Source organism: Pseudomonas sp. LW8, from assembly GCF_041956865.1.
GTDB classification, from domain to species: Bacteria; Pseudomonadota; Gammaproteobacteria; order Pseudomonadales; family Pseudomonadaceae; genus Aquipseudomonas; species Aquipseudomonas siliginis.
In genome coordinates, this window is sequence record NZ_CP168138.1 from 443,954 (window position 1) to 464,630 (window position 20,677).

At 59.0% G+C, this 20,677-nt stretch carries 17 protein-coding genes; 9 read left to right on the forward strand and 8 right to left on the reverse strand.

Annotated features, from left to right (window positions below):
• The first annotated feature begins 56 nt into the window (after positions 1-56).
• Positions 57-767 (forward strand): membrane integrity-associated transporter subunit PqiC, encoded by a 711-nt coding sequence (locus AB9L16_RS02155; RefSeq protein ID WP_024011350.1) that lies wholly within the window; start codon positions 57-59, stop codon positions 765-767.
• Positions 768-998: 231 nt separating this feature from the next.
• On the opposite strand, the gene AB9L16_RS02160 is transcribed toward AB9L16_RS02155, so the two are convergent.
• A complete protein-coding gene (locus AB9L16_RS02160; RefSeq protein WP_095180973.1) occupies positions 999-2,510 on the reverse strand; it encodes an AhpA/YtjB family protein in 1,512 nt (503 codons plus the stop codon).
• Positions 2,511-2,644: 134 nt separating this feature from the next.
• Here AB9L16_RS02160 and serB point away from each other — a divergent pair, with 134 nt between their 5' ends.
• Complete coding sequence (serB, locus tag AB9L16_RS02165; RefSeq protein ID WP_041477650.1) at positions 2,645-3,859, forward strand: phosphoserine phosphatase SerB; 1,215 nt, start codon at positions 2,645-2,647, stop codon at positions 3,857-3,859.
• A gap of 103 nt (positions 3,860-3,962) precedes the next feature.
• On the opposite strand, the gene AB9L16_RS02170 is transcribed toward serB, so the two are convergent.
• The 4 genes from AB9L16_RS02170 to AB9L16_RS02185 all read right to left on the reverse strand — a co-directional run bounded on the left by AB9L16_RS02170 (position 3,963) and on the right by AB9L16_RS02185 (position 9,053).
• Positions 3,963-5,711, reverse strand: a complete 1,749-nt coding sequence (locus tag AB9L16_RS02170; protein WP_375123037.1) for a molecular chaperone — start codon at positions 5,709-5,711, stop codon at positions 3,963-3,965.
• A gap of 66 nt (positions 5,712-5,777) precedes the next feature.
• Positions 5,778-6,638 (reverse strand): archaetidylserine decarboxylase, encoded by an 861-nt coding sequence (gene asd / locus AB9L16_RS02175; protein ID WP_041480743.1) that lies wholly within the window; start codon positions 6,636-6,638, stop codon positions 5,778-5,780.
• Between the two features lie 18 nt (positions 6,639-6,656).
• Positions 6,657-7,472 (reverse strand): thiosulfate sulfurtransferase, encoded by an 816-nt coding sequence (gene rhdA / locus AB9L16_RS02180; RefSeq protein ID WP_076565369.1) that lies wholly within the window; start codon positions 7,470-7,472, stop codon positions 6,657-6,659.
• 42 nt (positions 7,473-7,514) lie between these two features.
• Positions 7,515-9,053, reverse strand: a complete 1,539-nt coding sequence (locus AB9L16_RS02185) for an HDOD domain-containing protein (RefSeq protein WP_353187902.1) — start codon at positions 9,051-9,053, stop codon at positions 7,515-7,517.
• A 166-nt stretch (positions 9,054-9,219) separates the two neighbouring features.
• On the opposite strand from AB9L16_RS02185, the gene motA reads away from it, so the two are divergent.
• Both motA and motB read left to right on the forward strand, forming a co-directional pair.
• Positions 9,220-10,071, forward strand: coding sequence for a flagellar motor stator protein MotA (motA, locus tag AB9L16_RS02190; RefSeq protein WP_024011357.1), 852 nt, complete (start codon positions 9,220-9,222; stop codon positions 10,069-10,071).
• 3 nt (positions 10,072-10,074) lie between these two features.
• Positions 10,075-11,115: a flagellar motor protein MotB gene (gene motB, locus AB9L16_RS02195; RefSeq protein ID WP_073471668.1), complete on the forward strand. Its 1,041-nt coding sequence runs from the start codon at positions 10,075-10,077 to the stop codon at positions 11,113-11,115.
• 59 nt (positions 11,116-11,174) lie between these two features.
• Here the strand turns inward: motB and AB9L16_RS02200 are convergent, their stop codons facing one another.
• The 3 genes from AB9L16_RS02200 to rsgA all read right to left on the reverse strand — a co-directional run bounded on the left by AB9L16_RS02200 (position 11,175) and on the right by rsgA (position 13,964).
• Positions 11,175-11,660, reverse strand: coding sequence for a toll/interleukin-1 receptor domain-containing protein (locus AB9L16_RS02200; RefSeq protein ID WP_041480739.1), 486 nt, complete (start codon positions 11,658-11,660; stop codon positions 11,175-11,177).
• A complete protein-coding gene (locus AB9L16_RS02205; RefSeq protein WP_375123038.1) occupies positions 11,660-12,619 on the reverse strand; it encodes a caspase domain-containing protein in 960 nt (319 codons plus the stop codon). Before AB9L16_RS02205 ends, AB9L16_RS02200 begins: the two co-directional genes overlap by 1 nt.
• A 313-nt stretch (positions 12,620-12,932) precedes the next feature.
• A complete protein-coding gene (gene rsgA / locus AB9L16_RS02210) occupies positions 12,933-13,964 on the reverse strand; it encodes a small ribosomal subunit biogenesis GTPase RsgA (RefSeq protein ID WP_024011360.1) in 1,032 nt (343 codons plus the stop codon).
• 107 nt (positions 13,965-14,071) lie between these two features.
• On the opposite strand from rsgA, the gene orn reads away from it, so the two are divergent.
• The 5 genes from orn to AB9L16_RS02235 all read left to right on the forward strand — a co-directional run bounded on the left by orn (position 14,072) and on the right by AB9L16_RS02235 (position 20,615).
• Positions 14,072-14,614, forward strand: a complete 543-nt coding sequence (gene orn / locus AB9L16_RS02215; RefSeq protein ID WP_016771957.1) for an oligoribonuclease — start codon at positions 14,072-14,074, stop codon at positions 14,612-14,614.
• Positions 14,615-14,764: 150 nt separating this feature from the next.
• The gene (locus AB9L16_RS02220) at positions 14,765-15,379 is read left to right on the forward strand and encodes a trimeric intracellular cation channel family protein (RefSeq protein WP_177342722.1); all 615 of its coding nucleotides are present in this window, start codon (positions 14,765-14,767) and stop codon (positions 15,377-15,379) included.
• Positions 15,380-15,556: 177 nt separating this feature from the next.
• Positions 15,557-16,582, forward strand: coding sequence for a hypothetical protein (locus AB9L16_RS02225; RefSeq protein WP_375123039.1), 1,026 nt, complete (start codon positions 15,557-15,559; stop codon positions 16,580-16,582).
• A 185-nt stretch (positions 16,583-16,767) separates the two neighbouring features.
• Positions 16,768-19,287, forward strand: a complete 2,520-nt coding sequence (locus AB9L16_RS02230) for a hypothetical protein (protein WP_375123040.1) — start codon at positions 16,768-16,770, stop codon at positions 19,285-19,287.
• Between the two features lie 341 nt (positions 19,288-19,628).
• On the forward strand, positions 19,629-20,615 hold the full coding sequence (locus AB9L16_RS02235; protein WP_375123041.1) for a hypothetical protein: 987 nt from the start codon (positions 19,629-19,631) through the stop codon (positions 20,613-20,615).
• Positions 20,616-20,677 lie beyond the last annotated feature (62 nt).

The following is a 20,677-nucleotide window of genomic DNA, read 5'->3' on the forward strand; positions in this document are numbered from 1 at the left end:
TATTTATTGAGTATTTTCACTGTGGTCAGCCTTGTGGCGGCCACCTGGACGGGATGATGACTGCTCTACGCCCCCTTATTTTGTTGCTCGCCGGCGTTCTTGGCCTGGCGGGTTGCAGCGTTCACCAGCCGGTGTCGCTGTACCAACTGGACAGCGGAAGTCCGGTTCAGCCTGCGCAAAGCGCAGGCATGGCGGTTTTGCTGGGGCCGGTAGTTGTTGCCGATTACCTGCAACGCGAAACCCTGCTGCAACGTCAACCCGACGGCAGCCTGCAAGCGGCGACCGACGGTCGTTGGGCTGGCAGCCTTTCGTCGGATATCGATCAACTGCTGATGCGTCAGGTCGCCGGTCACCTGGACAGTCAGCGTGTGGTGCTGGCGCCTGCTACTGCCGGATTCACGCCGGATGTGCAGGTTCTGCTGACCATCACCCGTCTGGATTCCGGGGCGAAACAACCGGCGATTCTCGATGCGCAATGGCGTTTGATCGATCGTCGCGGCAAGGTGCGCGATAACCGCATCATTCACCTGCAGGAAACGCACGCCGGCAGCACCGCGTCCCAGGTGCAGGCACAAGGGGTTCTGTTGCAGCGTCTGGCCGAGCAGTTGTCGGTGGCGCTCAAGCCACTGGCCAACCAGCCGCCCGTGGCCGAGGCACCGCGTAAAGCCGCGCCGAAACCCGCAGCGCCAGCGGCGGATGCCGAGAAACAGCCGAAGATTCCAATGGCCTCGCCGATTCGTACCGATATGGAAGTGTTTCGCTTCTGAGGCTGGAACGAGTCAGAACAGAGCCCGCCTTGTGCGGGCTTTGTTGTATCTGGGGGGCAGAGATTATTCGTCTTCAACGCTGGCCACTTCGCGAGCAGGCTCGCTCCCACATTTGATCGGCGGCGAGCAGACCTGGTGGGAGCGAGCCTGCTCGCGAAGGGGCCAGCGCAGGCAACAAAAAGCCCGCAGACAATCACTCGTCTGCGGGCTTTTGCGTATCGGGCCTAAGCCTTACGCCCGGCGCTCATGCATCCGCGCCAGTTGCCGCTCCAGCATCGACGGATACGGCTCCATCAACCGCTCCACACAGCAAGCGCCCTCAGGGCTGGCGATCGGCCGGATCCGCGCACGCTGGCGGATCAGCGTGTCATCGCTGATCTTGCGCTCGACCAGCAGCAGATTGCGGCTGTGTTGCGACAAGGCCAGTGCATCCTGGGCCGAATCGGTCAGCAGCAGATCAATCTGGCTCAGACCGAACAACTCATCGCCCAAGGTCAGGCCCAGCTGCAATTGCAGGGTGATGCCGCTGTCTGCGACCTCGATCTGCAACTGATGACCCAGAGCACGCAGCAATTCGCCGCAGCAGATGGCATTGGTCAGGTAGTCGTCGCCGCAATCTTCGGTATGGAACAGCAACAGCGTGCTGCCATCGTTGAGGGTTTCGATTTCGCCCTGATACAGCGACGCGGCCTGCTCGAGGCAGTCGCGATAGCGTTCCTGCAATTCTTCCAGACGTGCGCGAGGCAAACGACGCAATTGTTCCTGCGAACCCAGTTGCACGGCCAGTACGGCGGTGTGCTGTGGCACGTCAGGGCTCGGTTTGCGCGTCAGCGGTTGGGCGGCGCCGTTCAGCGATTCGTCGCGCAGGTCGGCGAAAGCGTCATCGTCATCATCGTCTTCGACGGTGCTGACCAGGTGACGCGGTGCCGGTTTCTTCGCGGCCAGCGGGCGGCTTTCGTCGAAGCTCGGATCGCGCAGGTTACGCACCTCGAATTCAGGCTCGTCTTCTTCCTCGGCGAATTCCGGCTCGGGTTCGGGCTCAGGCTCCGGTTCCGGGGCGTAGCTGGCATGCAGCTGGCGCGCCAGATCGCCGATTTCATCCTGGCGGTCGATGCCCGGGGTGTGCGCGTCGATGCGGCGCAGCCACACGCGCAATTGCAGCAACGGCGTCGACAGATAGCGGCCCATGCGCAGACTCAGAGCCAATGACAGCGCCAGCAGAATTGCGCTCAGAATGCCCATGCTTTGCAGGCTGATGGTCATCGGCTGCTGGAACTGATCCATGTCCAGGCTGATGCGCAGTTGCCCGGCAGTCACGTCCTGGAAAGTGATCTTGCTCTCGTACATGCCCTCGGCTTCGCCCAGCAGGCTGTGCTTGGGACGCTGACCGGACTCGGCGAGGATGCGGTTGTCCACACTGTAGATTGCCGCGTGGGCGACCAGTTTGTTCTTGGTCAGGTTGTTGAGCAGCACGTTGAGGCTGAGGATGTCGTTGGACACCAGCAGCTCGGTGGCGGAGGTGGCGGTCTGCGTGGTCAGGCTTTCGCCCAGCGCATCGGCCTGCTCGTGCATGGCCTGCTTGAATTGCAGCCCCATCACCCCGGCATAGATCACCAGGGCCAGAGCGACCAGGATCACGTTGTGGCTGGCAATGCGCAATGCAATCGGTACACGGCGATGGCGCAGTGCACGGAAGATCAGCAGGAAGAAGTTATCGGTTTTGACTGGCGTGGGCCGGTTCACTTGAGCTCGGCTCTTTGTCCGTGAAGTTGACGCGCAGTATAGCGACAGGCCCCAGACCGGCAAAGCGCTCGCGGTGCCCGATGGTCACTGAAAGTGGGTAGAATGCGGTTTTTTTCCAGTTGCGGGGGTGCGCGTTGCGCGAAATCGTCCTGATTAACATCACGGGAGTCGACCGTCCCGGTCTGACAGCGGCCATCACCGGTGTTCTGGCACAAGGTGGTGTGAACATTCTCGACATCGGTCAGGCGGTGATCCACGACACCCTGTCGTTCGGCATCCTGGTTGAAATTCCCGATTCCGAACAGGGCAAGTCAGTGCTCAAGGACATCCTGTTTAAGGGCTACGAACTGGATCAGCAAGTGCGTTTCACCCCGGTGTCCGAAGAGGATTACCAGCAGTGGGTGGGCAATCAGGGCAAGAAACGCCATATCGTCACCTTGCTGACGCGCAAAGTCACTGCCGGCCAGTTGCAGGCGGTCAGCGCCATCACCGCCAAATATGGCTTGAACATCGACCATATCGACCGTCTGTCGGGGCGCATGCCGCTGGACACGCCGGCCGACAAGGGCAAGGGTTGCATCGAGTTTTCCGTGCGCGGCGAAGCCGCCGATCCGCAGGCTTTGCGCGCCGAATTCCTCAGCGTTGCCCAGGAATTGAACGTCGACATCGCCTTCCAGGAAGACTCGCTGTTTCGCCGCAACCGGCGTCTGGCGGTGTTCGACATGGACTCGACGCTGATCGAAGCGGAAGTCATCGATGAGCTGGCCAAAGCGGCCGGCGTGGGTGACCGGGTTTCGGAAATCACCGAGCGCGCCATGGCCGGTGAACTGGATTTCCGCGCCAGCTTCAAGGAGCGTCTGGCGCTGCTCAAGGGCCTCGACGTCAGCGTGCTCGACTCGATCGGCGCCTCGCTGCGCCTGACCGAAGGCGCCGAAACCCTGTTCGCCGAACTCAAGCGCCTTGGCTACAAAACCGCCATCCTGTCCGGCGGCTTCACTTATTTCGCCAAGCAGCTGCAAGCCAGGCTGGGCATCGACTACGTGTTTGCCAACGAGCTGGAAGTGGTCGACGGCAAGTGCACCGGCGTGGCGATCGAGCCGATTGTCGATGCGCAGCGCAAGGCTGATCTGCTCAAGGAGCTGGCGCACAAGGAAGGGCTGCGTCTGGAGCAGACCATTGCCGTCGGCGACGGCGCCAACGACTTGCCGATGCTGGCGATTGCCGGGCTGGGCGTGGCGTTCCGCGCCAAACCGTTGGTCAAGCAGTCGGCGAAGCAGGCGATTTCAACGCTGGGGCTGGATGGTGTGTTGTATCTGCTGGGTTTCCGGGATCGCGACGGGCAGCTCTGAGATCTCCATAAGCTGATCTGGCCTCTTCGCGAGCAGGCTCGCTCCCACAGGAAATCTCATTCCAGTGTGGGAGCGAGCCTGCTCGCGAAGGCCGCGCCTCGGTCTAGAGCGAATTCCACAACGAATCAAAATCCTCCTCACCCCCGCCATTCTGCGCAGGATCCAGCGAGCGATAGGCGAACTGGTTGAAGCTGTGCGTACTCGCCACCCGCCGATCCAGCCCGGCGCGGTGTTCTTCGCCCTGGGTGTTGATCAACACCTTGTTGCCTTCCTGAAACGGCAGGCGCGGCGCAAGCACGGTGGCCGGCACATCGATCGCGCTGATCTCCGGCAACAGCAAACCGCGCAGATAATGGCTGTGATCGTCCTTGGAACGAACCAGTTGCAGCCCGCACGGCTGCGCGTGTGGCGCGACCAGTTCAATGCCCATCTGCGTGCCGCTGCCGCGCACCTGGCGGATCCAGCGAATCACCGCAATGCTCCAGCCTTTGCCCTCGCTGTCCTGAATGCCGAGCATTTCCCCGGCCTGCAATTCCGCCGGCACCTCGCTCGGCCAGGCCAGGCAATAGCCGCCGGGGCTATGGTTGATCACCGGCAAGGCGTAAGTCGGATAGTTCGGCGAGTTGCCGGGGCCTTCATCCTCGCTCAACTGGTCGTACTGGATTTCCTCGTACGGCAACAGCTCATCGTTACTTTGCGGGGCAGCGTCGAACGCCTGACTCCAGCTGTCCTTTTCGCCGTTGGCCACCACGCTGCTGAAATTTGCCGCGCGGGCACCGGGATGTTTGAGCAACTCGCTGAAGGTGCGCTCGCCGCCGAGGTAGAAGTGCAGGGCGCTCATGCCGACGCACACGGTCAATGTGCCCTGGCCGGCGCTGCGCTGAAAACTGCGTTCGGCAGCCTGGCCCCAGGTCGCGTGCAGATGTTGCAGGGTATCGATGCTGAGACCGGCGGAAACAGGCAGGGGGGGCGAAGTCGGCTGCTGCAGCAGGTGCGTTTCGAGCTGCTTGACCAAGGGCTGCGGGTCGAAGCCCAGGAGCGCGCTCTGTTGTTCACTGCGAAACATTTTGCGGTAGCGCGGGCCGACATCGAGTTCCGGACTGACCGCAAACAAGCCGTCGTCGGCGCTGTCGGGATGCAGCTTGAGCAGGGCGCTCCATGGCTCGATCACCTCGGCCAGACGAGCAATCTGGCTCTGGCGTAATTGATTGCAACGGGCACTGCCCAATAGCAGTGCGGCGATGTAGGTCTGTTCGACGCTCAGTTCGCTGGTCAAAAACGCCAGATCATCGCGCAGCCGCCGTTGTTGCAGCTGCAATTGCGCCGCGCTGCGATACAGCTGATGCAATTCGAACCACACGTGTTCCGGCGGTGAACTGTACAGCTGCGTGGCGCGCACCAGTTGCGCCTTGAGGGCATGCGCGGCGCGTTGCAAGGCGGTGCCGACCAACGTCGCGCGATCCTTGCTGTATTTGGGCAGGATGCGCAGAACGATCTGTTTATAGCCGATGGCCAACTGACCTTGCAGCGCCTGACACAGGTTGCTGACTTTGCGCGAACGCTCGTCGAGCATGATCGCCTGATGCAGAAAATGCCGTTCCAGATGCTGGCAGACGAAATACACCTCGGGCCGCAGCAGCTCAAGCAATTGCAGGCGATTGTCGCTGGGAGTGAGCAACAGGTTCAGTTCGCCGAGGCCTTGATACAGCAGGCGGGCGGTTTCGCCGATGTTGGCTTTGGGCAGGCCGGCGATCCAGCGCTTGAGGTCGCGCGGGCTGGCGTCGCAGAACGACAGGCGTGTTTGCGTGGGAGTCGGAGCGCGCAGCTTGGGAGAAAAGTTGGTCTGGCTCATGAGCAAAACCATAGCAGCAAATGCCGCAGTTTGCGGAAGCAGCCTCGGCTGCTTCCGCGAACAGAGTCACGCTTTTGGCAGTGCCAGACCTTGGCCCATCCGCACGGGTGAACCGGCCACCAGCTCTTCCGCCCACTTCACCTGATCCGGGCCAAACAGCACGATCGCCGTCGAACCCAGCTTGAAGCGCCCAAGTTCCGCGCCTTTTTCCAGATGAATCGGTGCGCGTGCGGCTTCGTCGTAGCGGAAGGTTTTCAGCTCGCGCTTCGGTGGGGTGACCAGACCGGCCCACACGGTTTCGATCGAAGCGACAATCATCGCACCGACCAGCACCACGGCCATCGGCCCGCGTTCGGTGTCGAAAATGCACGCCACGCGCTCGTTGCGGGCGAACAGCTCCGGGACGTTTTCGGCAGTGGTCTGGTTCACCGAAAAAATGCGGCCCGGGATGTAGACCATTTCGCGCAGGGTGCCGGCCAGCGGCATGTGCACGCGGTGGTAGTCCTTAGGCGACAGGTAAATGGTAGCGAAGTCGCCGCCCATGAACGGCGCCGCGTTGGCCGCATCCCCGCCGAGCAACTCCAGCACGCTGAAGCTGTGGCCCTTGGCCTGGAACACACGACCGTGCTCGATCGGGCCGAGCTGGCTGACCGCACCGTCGGCCGGGCTGAGGATTGCGCCCGGGGTCTCGTCCAGTGGACGCGCGCCGTCTTTCAGGGCACGCGTGAAGAAGGCGTTGAAGTGCTCGTAAGCGGTCAGGTCTTCGACCAGCGCTTGCGACATGTCCACTTGATAACGCTTGGCAAACCATTGGGTGAAGGCATTCTTGAACCAGCGCACGCGGCATTCGGCGATGCAGCCGGCCAGGCGCGACAGCAGGTGATGCGGCAGCAGGTACTGGCTGAGGATAAACAGACGCTCTTTCATTAGTTGTCCTTAAAAACCTTAAATCTCGACTGGCGTGTCAGGGTGGTTGCCCCATTCGCCCCAGGAACCGGCGTAGCCCTTGACCCGCGGATAACCGAGGGCTTTGGCCACCAGATAAGTGAAGCCCGACCGGTGATGGGTCTGGCAGTGGGTAATGATTTCCTTGTCCTTGGTGATCCCGAGGTTTTCGAGGATCTGCGGCATGTCGCTGCGGATACGCAACTGACGCGTCTGGTCCATGCCGGCAGTCCATTCGAAATTGACCGCACCGGGGATGTGGCCACCCTTGGCGGCGAGGACTTTCTCGCCGGAATATTCCAGCGGCCCACGCGCGTCCCAGATCGCCAGATCGGCCGCGCCGAGACGGCTTTGCAGGTATTCGCGGGTGGCGGTCGGTTCGTCGTGCAGGGTCAGCGACACTGGGCCACCGACGGCGGCCGGCACTTGAATCGACATGGGCATGCCGTCCGCCAGCCAGGCCGGAAGACCACCGTCTATATAGTGGTACTTGTCGTGGCCAATGACATCGAGCAGCCAGATGAAACGCCCGGCCCAGCCGCCGCCCTCATCGTCATACACCACGTAGACCGCGTCTTTGCGATGACCGAGCTCACCAAACAACGCTTCCAGATCGGCCTTCGCCGGCATCAGCCCGGGGGCCGGTGGCTGGCCGAGCTGGGTGCGTTTCGGGTCGACAAAACGTGCGCCGGGCAAGTGACCTTCGGCATACCGGGCAGGGCTGGTCAGGTCCACCAGGATCAGTTCCGGGGACTCCAGACGCGGCAGCAGGTCGCTCGGCTCGATGACAAGCGGCAAGCCAGAGAAGTCAGACATGTGAGGTCTCCAGAGCACAAAGGGGAGGATTGTAGCGCAGGCTCATTGGCCACGGCTGCTAAAGCTGTGCAGGGCTTTTTCGATGCACTGCGCGGTTTTGCCGAAGGCTTGCACAGTGATGTCGGCGAAGGGGCCGCCGCCCTGATCGGCAACGACGATCATGATCACCCGACCATTGTTGACCAATGAACGCAGAAACAGATGTTCGCCACGAAACAGCGTGCGCAGGCTCGCCGGTAACAAGGCCGAGAATTGTGCGTTGTTCTCCGGCGTGATCCGCACCTGCGCCTGCTGAGCGAGCAGGCGTTGCAGGACTTTGCTCTGGCTGACGACAAAACTCAGCGCCGCCGCATCCTTCGGCAAACCGGCGGTCTGGTGTACGCGCAGGGTCGAGTGCGTGCGGTCGGCCATCAGAATTATCACCCGGCGCATGCCGCTGGCCACCAGTGCCTCGCGGGCGGCGACGGTCAGGCTCATGGCATTGGTGAAGCGGCTGGGCTCGGCGAGCAGTTCGGCGCATTGCCGACGCCATTGGCCCAGATCATCCGCATTCGGCGCTGCGGCCGGGAGCATGCCGGCCGGCAAGCGACGAGTGCCCCACGGCCAGATCAGCGAAACCGCCGGGTGCCACAGATCAGGCATCGCATGCTGACGCGCGCTGTTCGCCGCTTGCTGGTGCAACTGTTGCTGCACTTCGTCCATGGAAATCTGCAGATAGAGACTGGTCAGGTACTGCCAGCGCTTGCTGTGCGGACTGTCCCAGGCCTGTTGCGCCGACAGCGCCAGCCCATTGGCCAGCAGCACGGTATTCGCCGGCTGGTTGAGCCAGCGGCGCAATGTCGGGTCATCGTCGAGGCGATTCTGCTGGCGCAGCGGGTGTTCACTGTCGCGGGCGATGCGCAGCACTTTGACCAGTTCGCGTTGTTCGCTGAGCAGCAATTTGTAGCCTTGCTCGACCCAGATCGGCAGATGCCAGGCGTGGACCAGTGCCTCGGCGATCTTCAACAGGCGCACGCCGAACAATTGCTTTTCGACCACACGTGCCGACTCGCCCTTGTGGATCACGCGCAGTTCCCACTCCTCGAGCAACTGCGGATACGTCAGTGCCAAGGGCCACAGCGGCGACAAAAACAGCAAGCTGCCCCAATGAATGTCCTGCCACAGCCGCGCGAGGCGACTGGCAAAAAAACCGTTGGCCTGTTGTGTCGCGTGTTGGCTGATCAGTTGCAATTGGCGCAAAGCCTTGGGGATTTGCCGGTGCGGTTCGGCGGGCAGGCGCGCGAGCAATTCTTCGGTGCGGGCAAGGCCCAGGCGATTGATTGCCACCTCAAGATTTTCCGCCGGCGCGGCCATGGTGCCGTGGGTGTGACGATTCGCCTCACGGATGACGCTCAAGGCCAGCGCCGGGCTGTCCTGCATCAGATCGGCGATGTCGCGCAGCGAGCTGCGATTGTCGCGGATCGCCCGGCAGACTTTGTCGTGAGCCTCTTGTGGTACGGGCAGGCGGACGCTGTCGAGCAGCTTGACCCAAGCCTGGAGCGTGGTCGGTATTACCGATGGAATGTTCGTTTCATTAGCCATGTCTGGACGAGATCTTCACTGACTGTAGACGCGCCCGGCATGGGCTAAATTGGCTTTTCGCCTGAACTGGCTATAGTCTGGCGCAGTTTTGCCGATAAGTAGAAGAAGAGATTTTTTAACTTCCGAATATGACCTTGAACCCGACTTAAACAAGTACCTTCTACCTATGGCTAAAATTATCGGCATCATCGTCGTATTCGCGAGCGTGCTCGGCGGATACGTGCTCTCCCACGGCAAGATTGCCGCTCTGATCCAGCCCTTCGAGGTGATGATCATCGGCGGTGCGGCCCTCGGCGCATTTCTCCAGGCCAACCCCGGTTACATGACGATGCACGTGCTCAAGAAATCCCTGAGCATGTTCGGTTCGCGCTTCACCCACACCTTCTACCTGGAAGTGCTCGGGCTGATCTACGAAATCCTCAACAAGAGCCGCCGTGAAGGCATGATGGCAATCGAAGGCGACATCGAAGATGCCGCCGCGAGCCCGATCTTCGCCAAGTACCCGGCGGTGCTCAAGGATGAACGCATGACCGCGTTCGTCTGCGATTACCTGCGCATCATGTCCTCCGGCAACATGGCTCCGCACGAACTGGAAGGCCTGTTCGACATGGAACTGTACAGCCTCAAGGAAGACCTCGAGCACCCATCGCACGCAGTCAACGGCATCGCCGACGGCATGCCCGGTTTCGGTATCGTTGCGGCGGTACTCGGTATCGTGGTGACCATGGCCTCGCTGGGCGAGGGCGACCAGGCGTCGATCGGTCTGCACGTGGGTGCGGCACTGGTCGGTACCTTCTTCGGTATTCTCGCGGCATACGGTTTCTTCGGTCCGCTGGCGCATTCCCTGGCCCACGATGCCAAGGAAGAGCTCAACGTCTACGAAGCCATCAAGGCCTCGCTGGTGGCTTCGGCGTCCGGCATGCCGCCGTCGCTGGCGGTCGAGTTCGGGCGCAAGGTTCTGTACCCGGCGCACCGTCCAAGCTTCGCCGAGCTGGAACAAGCGGTTCGCGGTCGCTAAGTCATGGAAAATAATCAGCCGATCATCGTCAAGCGCGTCAAGCGCATTGCCGCCGGGCACCACGGCGGGGCGTGGAAAATCGCCTTCGCCGACTTTGCCACGGCGATGATGGCGTTCTTCCTCGTGCTGTGGCTGCTGTCCACCGCTACGCCGGAACAGAAGATCGCCATCGCCGGTTATTTCAAGGACCCGGTCGGCTTCTCCGAAAGCGGCACGCCGTACATCATCGACTTGGGTGGCACGCCGACCCTGGCGCCGGAAAACACCCTCAACCCGGAAGTGAAGTCGCAACCGCAACCGGACAAGGTTACGGTCGACACCGATCAGGTTGAAGGCATGGCCGAGCAGGTCGAGAAGGAGCGTCTCGAACTGCTCCTGCAAGAACTGCAGAACAAGGTCGACGAGAACCCGCAACTGCAGAAGTTCAAGGATCAGATCCTCTTCGAAATCACCCCGAACGGCTTGCGCATCCAGATCATGGACGCCGAGAACCGGCCGATGTTCGACTCCGGTTCCGCACGCCTGAAGCCGTACTTCGAAGACATCCTGCTGGCCATGGCCGACACCATCAAAGCGGTGCCGAACAAGATCAGCATCAGCGGCCACACCGACGCCAAGCCGTACATTGGCACTGGCGACTACGGCAACTGGGAGCTCTCGGCCAACCGCGCCAACGCGGCTCGCCGTGCCTTGGTCGCGGGCAGCTATCCGGATGCGCAGGTGGCGCGGGTGGTCGGTTATGCCTCATCGGCGTTGTTCGATCGGGAAAATCCGTTCAACCCGGTCAACCGCCGGATCGATATTGTCGTGCTGACCAAGAAAGCCCAGGCCGCCATCGAAGGTGCGCAGGGGCCTGAGGCAGCGAAACCGGCGGATCAGGGGCAGAACGGTGCTGCTCCGGCAGCCCCGGTTGATCCGAATGCGTTGCCGGCGGACAAACAGCCAGTGCCGGCTCACGAGTTGCGCGAGCGGTTGAATCTGTTTGACGATGCGGCGCCGAAACCGGCTGAGCCGGGTGGGGCGGCGCCTGCGCCGAAGCAGTGAGTGAAAAAAAGCCGACAGTGATGTCGGCTTTTTTGTGGCTATCACAGGCCGGCACAGTCTCAGAATCCCCGACGAATCCGGTTCTTCAGCTGTTCATGAAACATCTCTGCATCGCGCTTGTAAGCCCCTTTGACCGATTCGCTGATCGAATCCAGCGCCATCGACCGCTTGTTCGACACCTCATCACGATACGCATCGATAAAGAAATCCAGATCGCTGGCCGTGCTCAGCTTCGGCCATTTGTCCAGATAGATCGGCAGTTGCGCAGGTCCGGTCTTGAACGTACAGATCCGCCGATTGCTGATCGTCGCCTCGCCAATTTCGAACGGCACCCACCACGACAGTGCAGTTGTCTCCGATACCACCGCCAGCAGATGCGTGCACTCGGTGATGTTGCGGGTAATGACCCCGGTAATGTCGTCCGTGGTCTGCGATTCCGGATCGAGGACATCGAGATATGTCCTGATCTTCGCTTGGGTCAGGCGGGTGTTGATGGCGATCGCATGGGCGCGATCCATGTGGCGATAGCTGATAAAGACTGGCATCAGAAATGTCCTTTGAGGGCGAGTTCGCGGTAATAGGCGCCGAGTGCCGTCAGGCGGCAGCCGGTGGAGTTGAGGGCGGCGTAGTACATGTGCTCGGCGTCGACCGGCTCGATCAGGCTGTGGCGGTTGCACTTCTGCAACTGGGCAAAGACCTCGCCATGTTTAGGCACGAACGCCTTTTCGGTGGGCTCATGGCTGGGGTCGAGCGGGTAGACCGATTCGGCTTCGGCAAACCAGTCGGGCAATTTGCGCAGGATCTCCTTGGGGATCAGCGGCGAGACTTCGCGCAGGGAAATGAACTGCGACACATTGGTCTTGAACACCGGACGCTGTTCCCAGGCGCCGAGGGCGTTGTCGACAAAGGAATACAGACTGCCGGGGGTGATTTTGCCGAGGATATTCGCCGCGCCGCCGTGCAGCGCTTGCAGGAGCAGGCCGGTGAACACGCCGTGCTGCGCGCCCTCCATTGCCGGCTCGGCTTTTTTGCAGGCGGTGAGGATCGTCATACCCTCGCTGACCATGCTGCTCTCGCTGCGCAAGGCGCGCACTTCGCCGGCCGAACCGCTTTCGCAGCAGTCGAGGATAATCACTTTGTTTTTGATCCGCGTGGCCTTGTCCGCCCAGTTGAGGATGTCGCTGATGCGGATGCCGTCCTTGGCGTTGCGGTAGTCCTGGGGTATCAGCATGCCTTCGTCAGTGTCGGCGTCGAAACCGCCATGGCCGGCGAAATACAGCAGGGCGACGTTGCAGTCACCGGAAAACAACTCGCGGATCTGATCTTCGAGTTTTTGCCGGCTCAAATAATCCTCGGCGGACGTCAACACGACATTCTTGAAGTTGGGGTCGCCGTTGGCATTGGTTTTCAGCACCGAAGCCATGGCCATGGCGTCGTTGCAACAGCCGCTCAGGCCGCCGATATGCGTGTAATCGTTGATGCCGATGAACAGTGCCTTGCGCATGCTCATACCACCGTGTGCAGGCGGATCGCGCCGACGATGCTGTGGGCACTGCACGCGTGGATGTAGCGAGACGAATGGCGGATGAATAAAACACAGGTTGGCATGGCTTTCCTCGAAGGTCGCTGTGAGCGAAGGAGGAAAGGAATGTAGGCCGCTGGCTCAGGCCTACAAGGTCTGCGCGGCAAAACAGAAAGGTCCTGCAAGCAGCCGCGCAAAAGCCTACAGCAGAGGCTTATGTTTAAGTGGGGGAGAACTGATTCAGATGCGGTCCGACAACCGGCAGCCCGTGGTGCGGGGCTGCCGGCGCGACGGTTTAATAACCGTTTTCGGGCAGGCTGGCGATGATCGAGCGATAGCTGTTCATCCGTTGCTGCTGGATGCGGCCATCTTCCAGCGCCTTGAGCAGCGCGCAACCCGGTTCGCGGTCGTGCTTGCAGTCGCGGAAACGGCAAGTGCCGAGCAGGTCATCGAACTCGATGAAACCGGCTTCGACATCGGCGCGGCTGACGTGGCCCAGACCGAATTCACGGATGCCCGGGGAGTCGATCAGTTCGCCGCCGCCAGGGAAGTGGAACAGGCGCGCGGTGGTGGTGGTGTGCGTGCCCTGACCGGACAATTCCGACAACGGCCCGACGCGGGTTTCGACTTCCGGCAGCAGGCTGTTGACCAGCGACGACTTGCCGACGCCGGACTGACCTACGAACACGCTGATGCGCCCGTCGAGCTGCTTTTGCAGCTGCTCCATGCCATCGCCGTGGTGAGCCGAGACTTCCAGCACCGGATAACCCAGCGTGCGGTACACCGCCAGCAACGCGTTCAGCGCCGGGGCGTTCTGCTCGTCGATCAGGTCGAATTTGTTCAGCAGCAGAAGCGGGCGGATGCCGGCATGTTCGGCGGCGACCAGATAGCGGTCGATCAGGTTGGCGTGAGGCTCGGGCAGCGGCGCGAAAACGATGACGATCATGTCGACGTTGGCGGCAACCGGCTTGAGCTGGCCACGACTGTCGGGGCGGCACAGTTCGGTGCTGCGCGGCAGTTGCGCGACGATCACGCCAATGCCTTGGTTGCCGGCGCGCCAGACCACTTTGTCGCCAGTGACCAGCGCTGGCAGGTTGGCGCGCAAGTGGCAGCGGAACACTTGACCGGCGAGTTCGCCGTCAACGGCTTCGACTTCGACCTGCACGCCGAAGTGGGCGATCACCAGGCCGTGTTGCTCTGGGCCAAGGTCGCCGCCCTCGAGGGCTTCGACCGCCGAGGACTCGCGTTTGGCGGCGCGTGCGGCGCGCTCGCCCTGGATCTTTTCGATGCGCCAGTTTTGACGACGATTGAGTTGGCGTTTGGCCATGGGTGTTCCGTCTGAAGAATGCAGCGATTAGGTAAAACGGCCGCGAGTTTAGCACGCCCGGCCACCGGCCTAGGCTAAACTGCGCAGCATTGCCTAGGAGCCCGAATATGCAAAATCCGCAGAACCTGATCTGGATCGACCTGGAAATGACCGGTCTGGACCCGGACAACGACGTCATCATCGAAATGGCCACCATCGTCACCGACAGTGAGCTGAATACATTGGCCGAAGGCCCGGTGATTGCCATCCATCACAGCGATGAAGTGCTCGCGCGCATGGACGAGTGGAACACCCGCACCCACGGCAACTCCGGTCTGACCCAGCGTGTGCGCGACAGCCGCATCAGCATGGCTGAGGCAGAAGCTGAGACCATCGCCTTTCTGGAAAAGTGGGTGCCGAAGGGCAAGTCGCCGATCTGCGGCAATAGCATCTGCCAGGATCGTCGCTTCCTTTATACCCACATGAAGGCGCTGGAAAGCTACTTCCACTATCGCAACCTCGACGTCTCCACGCTCAAGGAACTGGCCGCGCGCTGGGCGCCGGATGTGCGCGACAGCTTCAAGAAGGGCAGCACCCACCTGGCTTTGGATGACATCCGCGAATCGATCGCCGAGCTGCAGCACTACCGCAAGCACTTCATCAAGTTCTGAGGCGGCGGCATCAGCCCTGACTCTTTCGCGAGCAGGCTCGCTCCCACATGGAATGCGGCTTATTTGGACGCGAGCCGGCCGCGAGAGGCGCGCCCTCTTCTGGTGCGGCGCCGAAATGGCTAGACTGCGCGCCTTCCTGCCTGGACCGCCATCATGTTGCTGATGCTCTATCTGATCGCCATTACCGCCGAAGCCATGACTGGCGCGCTGTCCGCCGGACGACGTGGCATGGACTGGTTCGGCGTGGTGCTGATCGCCTGCATCACCGCGCTCGGTGGCGGTTCGGTGCGCGACGTGTTGCTCGGGCACTACCCGCTGACCTGGGTCAAACATCCAGAATATCTGGTGCTGACCTCGGTGGCAGCGATGTTCACCGTATTCGCTGCGCGCTGGATGCGCCACCTGCGCTCGCTGTTTCTGGTGCTCGACGCGGTGGGGCTGGTGGCGTTCACCTTGATCGGCTGCATGACCGCGCTGGAAATGGGTCACGGCATGCTGGTGGCCTCGGTCAGCGGCGTCATCACCGGTGTGTTCGGCGGCATCCTGCGCGACATTTTCTGCAATGACATTCCGCTGATATTTCGCCGCGAACTTTATGCCAGTGTTTCATTCGCTGCGGCATGGTGCTACATGTTTTGTCTCTATATAAATGTGCCGGGCGAACAAGCCATTCTGATCACTTTATTTGGCGGGTTCCTGTTACGTCTGCTGGCCATCCGTTTCCATTGGGAAATGCCGAAGTTCGTCTATAACGACGAACATTGATCATTCTTGCGTTGGTGTATTGGAGGCTGGTTTAAAGGCATATGAGTTGCCGGCGGCTGGTGCGCGCATATTTCTTACACTTTTCACTTTGATATTTTCTTGGTGGGTATGTAACTTTTTTTGCTGACATGTTTTCGATGTCACTATCAAGTTATATTCTCACAGAGGAGCTGTATTATGAGTGAAAGCATGGATGCTACAGGTAATCAACAAAGCACTTCGCCCGTTCTTGTGGGGTTGTCCAGTCTGAAGGTCAAGTTTGACGCCAGTGATAACACTCAAAGCAGGGCACTTTTTGCTAATGGCCGGATGCAAGTCAAAGTTCAGGTGCTCGTTGCCGGAGTAGACGCCGACGGCAACGCTGTGCATGTACCGGAAGATGTAATGGAAAGCATCCAGCTTATTCATTACGCGACCGGCAAGACCTTGCGCGATGGTTGGGTCGCGAGCGCAGTCCAAGGGCGGTTTACGCGTGAGGCACGGCCTGCACCGGATGCCTTGGACAGGCACGATGATGAACTTGAGAATGACAGCGTTCATCCACAGGTGCGTACGTTTTGGGTTTCCTCGTCGAGCGCCGGAACGACTGAGGTCGGTGCGCGCCTGTCTCTCAACGGGGAGAGGATTTTGAGCAACGGAACCACCCCTGCCAGTGTTTATTACAGCAGCGTGACTCTGGAGGCTGAAAAGCCCGCGACATATGGAGTCTTTCAGTTGTATCAGAACAGGATTGGTAATGAGTCGCCTGGTAATCGTATCTGGAAGTACCATCTGGGGCTGTACCCGGACGGGAAGCAAATCCGCCTGGTCGATTGGATGGTCGAGGGGGCTGAAGAGGGCGAAAACCTCGATTTTGCGGGCGGGAACAGGCTTAACGAAATCAAAACAAATTATATGAAGTGCATTTTCGTCCGTCCCGAAAAAACCAGTGTGACCGTCACCTTGCCTGATAGGGGTGATCCGTTTGTATATGCTTTCACCGGCGATGCGCAAACATGGAATCACAAGCATTACAAAGTAAATACGCAAAGCGACGGAGAACTCACTATTGTGCAGGCGTTATCCGAATACTCGGAAAATACCGGCGCGCAAAAATATGGAAGTGTCCTCTACTTTATCGCTATCGATGAATATGGTACCGGGCATAAGTTGGCGATTCGCGTGAGTTTTTATGAGCGCAATTTGTCTCTTCAGCGAGGCTGAGTTTCATCATCCATTGATGCAATGTCCTGGGATGTAGTAGCTGTATATGCGTTTGGCATCGCGGCTGCAGATAAGCTGCCATGTTCGATGATCAGGCATATGCACGAAAGTGCTTTATCTGATGTCTTGCGCTGGCCCCGCAGCGATGTGTGGCCAGCGTCACCACTCCTCAAGGATGAGCATTCATGACTGGCAAACCGCCGAAAATCAAACCTGTATCTGCCCCAACCAGACCCATCGAGTCCAGCGGGGATGGCCTGCCCCGGGCTCTGAACCCGTCTTCGACAATGCCGCATTCGACTGTTGCACATCATCAGGGACCCTTGCCTTCGCTATCTTCTTCAGATTCGCTTGCAGTGATGCCTGTCATCAGTGTGAGCACGAGGCCGAAATATTCCACGATCGACGAGTTCGCAAGTGTGTCCGCAAGGAATTCGCTGGAGAACTACTGGATACCCACGCAAGAGCGTCTCGACGAGACCGATGCATGGGGCATCGCAATCATGAAGCAGCGTCAGTATGTTGCCGTCGCTGACAATCACATCGTACAAGTGGTCCGAGACCCCGAGAGCGGCCTGTTTCGCGCCACACATGCCAGAGAACTGCATCCTTCCGGTCCGCTGTTGAGGCCTGACAGCGAGGGCCGTTTGTGGCATCCGCTGGATGATCCTGAGTCGGCCAATCCAGTTGCAACTGTCTTTACCGGACAAAATCGCACGACAGAGCTTCCCGGCACGGAGTATTCAATAAAGGATTTTCCTCCACTGGTGACCCAACGCATATTTGCCGTGAGCGGCGTCGACGCGATGATGGCGCACAGGTCCGACATTCATCCCGCTTCGCTGGCATTGCTGCAGGACACAGCGAGGCGCTTCGCCCTCGATCAAAAGATCCGCCATTTCATCACCCAAGTGCAACATTCCGATCCGACCGTGCGTGCGCAGGCCGATTCACAACTGCAGGCTTTGTTAACGCTACAGGCAACTGATCTGAGCGAGCGCGTTATCGAACAGTCCCGCGCTTTGCTCTTTGAGCAGAGCGAGCGGGCGTTCGAACTCGATTGCGATGACAATACGTTGCAGATACGACGGATTTTTCCTCATCTGCCCAAGACGATTGCTCAGGCGTTGTGGCGAGAGGCCAGTGCCGCCGACCATAGGCATTTGCGCCTGCGGCCGGGAATGCCGAGGCACATGGCAGAAAAAACGCTGGTGGCGCTACGCGAGGTGCGTCTCGCCAGGGCGTGCGAAGGAATCTATCTGGATGCGGTAGCCAGCCTGGACAGTGACCAACTGGCTTTGCAGATGCTCGGGCAGCTTGATCAGTGGCCGCGACAGATTCGTATCGAGATTCGTCTGCAAGCGTCAGAGGGTGAGTCATTGAGTGCTATTGGCGATGCTCGATCGCCAGTGCGTCACATATTGATTCGTCAGCATGAAGGCTACGTTATCCAACGCAGCGGCATCGCGTCCCCCCAGGATCGGATGGATCTGTATGCCGCCGTCTGGCGCCTTTTACTGCCCGGGCAGCGCCAGTTGCTCGGTGTAGCGCAGGGCGGTGGTGCGGCGCTGCGGCAACTGGTACGCGCACAGCCATTGCCGTCGCGCCAACGCGTGAGCGAATTGTTGGGACTGGCACCGGTGCAGGTAACGGCTGTTCCGGCCAGCGCCCAATACGCGCAAGCGGGGCTGCGAGGCGGCGGCGATGTCAACCCGATGTTGACAGGATCCGTTGTGGAACGTGTCCGTAGCCTCTATCCGCAGCTTGCTGACAAGGAGTTGGCCGCGTTCGTTTCCGAGCGCCTGGGATCTGAGCCGTCCACAGTTTTAGCGCGCCTGGAGACAGACCTCGCAATATTGCGCAATGAATTGGCGATCTGGAGTGCGGAAGGATTATCGACCCAAGCGGACTCTTTGCAGGACGCAATGCAGATCGCAGAACAGCGCCAGGCTCGCGAGCAATTTAGCGCAAAACTGCAAGATATCTGGCGACGCAAGTCGGTTTCCAGGTGGGGTTACGGTGACTATCATTTTTCCCATCATGTCGATTTTACTGGTGAGTTACCAAGATTATCCGCCAGGTTCGACTATGTAACAGAGTTGATATTGACTGTGGAAACGCCAGGCGCACGCATCGGCGCTTTTTTTGACAGTTTTCCCAATGTTCAATATTTGATGGTCACTGGCATAAAAATGGAGGACTTCCCGTCAGGGATATTCCAAATGCGCCAGTTGCGTCAACTGGTGCTGGACGATTGCTCGCTTGAATTATCTGAAGCGACGGCTGAAGGTGTGTCCAGGATCGAGACACTCACTTTGTTGAATCTGGCCAACAACCCTCTGACAGTTGCTCCGCATGTAGGCTTCATGACAGGTTTGACCGAGTTGATGCTATATAACGCCAATCTCTCCAGCCTGCCTTCCGGTATAGACAGGCTTGGAGATCTTCGGGTCATGGCGTTACAGGATAATAATATCTCAGACATAGGGGGCGATCTGTTCGATATTCCGGATACTCAAGATCTATATGTTGGTTTATTGAACAATCCGCTGAGTGACGAGTCGATGCGGCGGATTAATCAATATCTTGAAAATTCCAGTATGGACCGGAAAGTGGAAATCCAAACGGAAGAAACAGTTTCAGACGTTGATTCCGATAGTGAGTCATCGGAGAGCGGATTTTCGACAGGTCCAGATAGCGACTGAGTGTTGTCGAAAGTAACGGATCGATCACGCTGCCAACATGATTTGGCAAACATAAGCTACTCGCTGACTCCCCTTCCGGTTCGGGTTGATTGAATTCGGAAGGGGTAACAGGCCTTCGTGGGCCAGAATCAAAGGGGCGAAAGGCTTAGTGTTGAATCTCGTAACATGCAGATCGCATTTTTTGAAGTTATTAGCATCTGTGTGAATTATTAAAGATGATGTTGAAAGTTTGCTTTTTCACAAAATGTCAAATGTCGCGGCTGTTTATATTTAAATTCGACGTTAATACTTTGCCCAGCCCTTGAAGGGCGAAATATATTAATCGGCTGAGGTGTTATCAGATGTTTGATGAGCAAGTTGGTATTTCCCGTATCGAGGTAAAGCTCGACGCCACAAATCATGGCCAGCACAAAGTGCTTTATGCCAACGGTCGCATGCAGGTGCGTGTATTGGTGCTTCTGCACGGTATCGATAACAATGGCGACGGCGTATCGCTGCATGGACATCCTGCATTGCCGTCATTGCGGCTGATTGCCTACAACGGTGCTCGGCCTCTGGAGGGAGACTGGAGTGTTTCGATTCAGGAAAATCGTTACGCTCACGAAATGTCGGGTGGGGCAACGCGCCTGACAGAAGTCCCGCGGGTCAGTGACAACCAGGTAAGCAACGCCGCAGATCCGGTACAGATTTTCCAGTTCTGGGTCTCGGCTTCCCGACCTGGAATTATGGAAGTGGCTGCCGAGATCTCCTTGAATGGCGTGGTATTGCGAAGTAATGGGGTTGGTTTCGACAGCAGTGTCACGCTGGAGGCGATTCCTCCAAAAGAGTACTCGCTGAGCAGCTTTTCATTGAGCAAGTATGATGAGAAACGGCAGAGGGGTCGATACGATTCGATTCAGCATTATCATATTGCCCTGCGCGCTGAAGGCAGGCAGATTCACCTCCTTGACTGGTACAGCAGTGAGGTGAAACTTGATCCTTATGATTCCGAAGAGGCGGTGCAAGTCTATGTGTCCGGTAATATCCCCGGAATACAAGGTAGTCGCAAAGTTTTTTATGGCTATATGGCACCGATATATGGCGTGCAAGCAACATTCCGCAGTCCCCTGAGCTACGTTACCGTCCCTATCAATAAGGTGCCTGGGCAATTAACCCTTGTTCAGTATCTTTCCGCTGACCCGCAAGCAGCACGGGAAAATGAAAGCGCATTCGAGTTTGCCGTGTTCGATGAGTTCGGTACGGAGCACCGCCTTTGTATCGATGGTGATAAAGAGCGGCTCACTTTTATTCTGGATCAATCCAGGCGGTCAATGAAGCAGCTTAGCTGACTTCGTTGTGTGGTCGGCGCTTTTTGCTGGCCAGTTTTAACTGCTCAACCTAAGTCTGGAAA